The organism is Actinocorallia lasiicapitis (assembly GCF_054778695.1).
Window position 1 is genome coordinate 1 of the sequence record NZ_BAAGZI010000627.1, and the last position, 2,055, is coordinate 2,055.

At 73.1% G+C, this 2,055-nt stretch carries 2 protein-coding genes; both read left to right on the forward strand.

Annotated features, from left to right (window positions below):
* Positions 1–1,079 (forward strand): hypothetical protein (locus ACYVE7_RS33085; protein ID WP_460370400.1); only part of this gene is annotated, 1,079 nt, incomplete at its 5' end.
* On the forward strand, positions 1,076–2,055 hold a 980-nt coding region (locus ACYVE7_RS33090; protein ID WP_460370401.1), incomplete at its 3' end, for a hypothetical protein. The genes ACYVE7_RS33085 and ACYVE7_RS33090, both read left to right, overlap by 4 nt.

Consider the following 2,055-nt stretch of genomic DNA (forward strand, 5'->3'; position numbering starts at 1 on the left):
GGCTCGACCGGCTGCGCGGCGACACCCCGCCCCGCAACCACGACGCCCGCACCATCGCCGCGCTCACCACCAACCCCGGCTGCCTGCGGCGCGGCCTGCTCGACGCCGCCGGGGCCGACAAGTCGGAGATCGCCCGCCATGTCGGGCAGCCGATGCTGTTCGGCCAGTCCCAGTTCGCGATCACCCGCGGCAACGTGTTCGAGGCCCAGGTCAAGGCCGACGGCTGCGCCCAGCTCTACGGGCTGCTGCGCGACAGGCTAGGACTGCCGATCCCCGAGGCGTCCTACGACGATCTGGAGTCGGTCGGCGGCAACGCCGGACGCGAGGTCCGCTACGCCAGGACCAGACAGCTGCTGAAACGCGCCATCGACGGCGACGAGCCCGGCACCCTGTTCGACCATCCGCTGCTCCGGCTGGAGGTCGGCGGGCATCTGGTCTACCTGGAGCCGGACGTCATCGCGTTCAAGGTCGCCGGCCGGTTCCACGTGGTCGAGATCAAGTCGTTCCCGGTGATCGACGGCCAGGCCGATCCCGAGCAAGTCGCCTCGGCCGCCCGCCAGGCCGCGGTCTACGTGCTGGCGCTGCGGCGGATGGTCGCCGAACTGGACGGCGAGGAGAACCTCGTCTCCCACGAGGTCGTGCTGATCTGCCCGGAGAACTTCTCCAACCGGCCCACCGCCACCCTCGTCGACGTCCGTCCGCAGCTCAGCGTGATCCGGCGGCAGATCGTCCGGATGGCGCGGATCGAGCAGGTGCTCGACGGGCTGCCCGAGGACATCTCCTTCGAGCTCGGCGACGGCCTGGCCCGCTCCCTGGCCGCGATCGAGGCCCGGTACGCGCCGTCCTGCATGTCGAGCTGCGATCTGGCGTTCTACTGCCGGGGCGAGGCCCTGGCCTGCGGCACCACCGACGTCCTCGGCCGGCAGATCCGCGACCAGGTCGGCGGGGTCGAGACTATCGAGGAGACCCTGGAACTGGCCCGCGGCGACCGCACGCCTTCCGAGGGCCAGGAGGAGATCGCGGCGCTGCTGCGGCAGGCCGAACGGCTGCGCCGCCAGGTGCTGGAGGGGCGCGGATGAGCCTCATCTCGGCGCTGGCGCGGATGGAGGCGCTGGCCACCGGCCGCGCCCAGCCGCTCGCCACCCGCAGGCACTTCCGGCTCGCCGACGAGCCCCTCGTGGTGATCCCGCTGAAGCTCGCGGGCGAGGCCGCCGCGCCGCTCGCCGCGATGGTCGGCACCGCGCGCCACGAACCGCGGCTGATCCTCGCGCCGCAGCCCCGCAACCGCGACCAGCGGTTCGCGCTCTTCGGCGAGCTCGGCGACGTGCTCCTGAAGGAGATCGCGGCCAAGCAGGCCGGCACCGAGACGATCGAGAAGAAGGACGAGAGCCACGAGCGGTTCCTCGACGCCCCGCAGGTCCTCGTCCCGAACCGTCCGGGGATGGAGTTCCTGCGGCTGATGGGACGCTCCACCCGGTTCCGGCAGACCGGCGGCGAATGGGCGGTGCCCGAGGCCGTCCCGCTGCTGGGGCGGTGGCTGACCTGGTTCGCCGACCGGGCCGACTACCCCGGCTCCAGCGTGCTGTGCGCGATGACCGATCTGCTGGCGTCGCACTGGGCGACCGGGCAGAGCGCCCTGGAGGACGGCAATCTGACGGCGTTGCTCGGCTGGATCGACCCGCCGCCCGGGATGAGCGGGCCGCAGGCCGCCCGCGCCGCGGAGGATCCGCTGCTGCACCCGCCCGCGGGGCCCGCCACCGACCCGTCGTTCGACAACGAGGTCCTCGCGCCGCTGATCGCCTCCTATGACTCCGCGGTGGAGGGGCCGGGACGCGACCATGCGGAGGAACGGATCCGCAAGGCCGTCCTGACCCAGCTCGAACCGGTGTGGGAGCTGATGTGGCGGGGCGTCGACCTGCTGCGGGCGCTGCCCGAGGCGGCGAGCGTGCCCCGCAGGTTCGAAGGCGACCGGGAGTCGTTCTCCCGGTTCGAGGCGTCGATGGAGGAGGGGCTGCCGCAGGCGCGGCGGGACGGCGCGGTCGCGGCGGCGCGGCG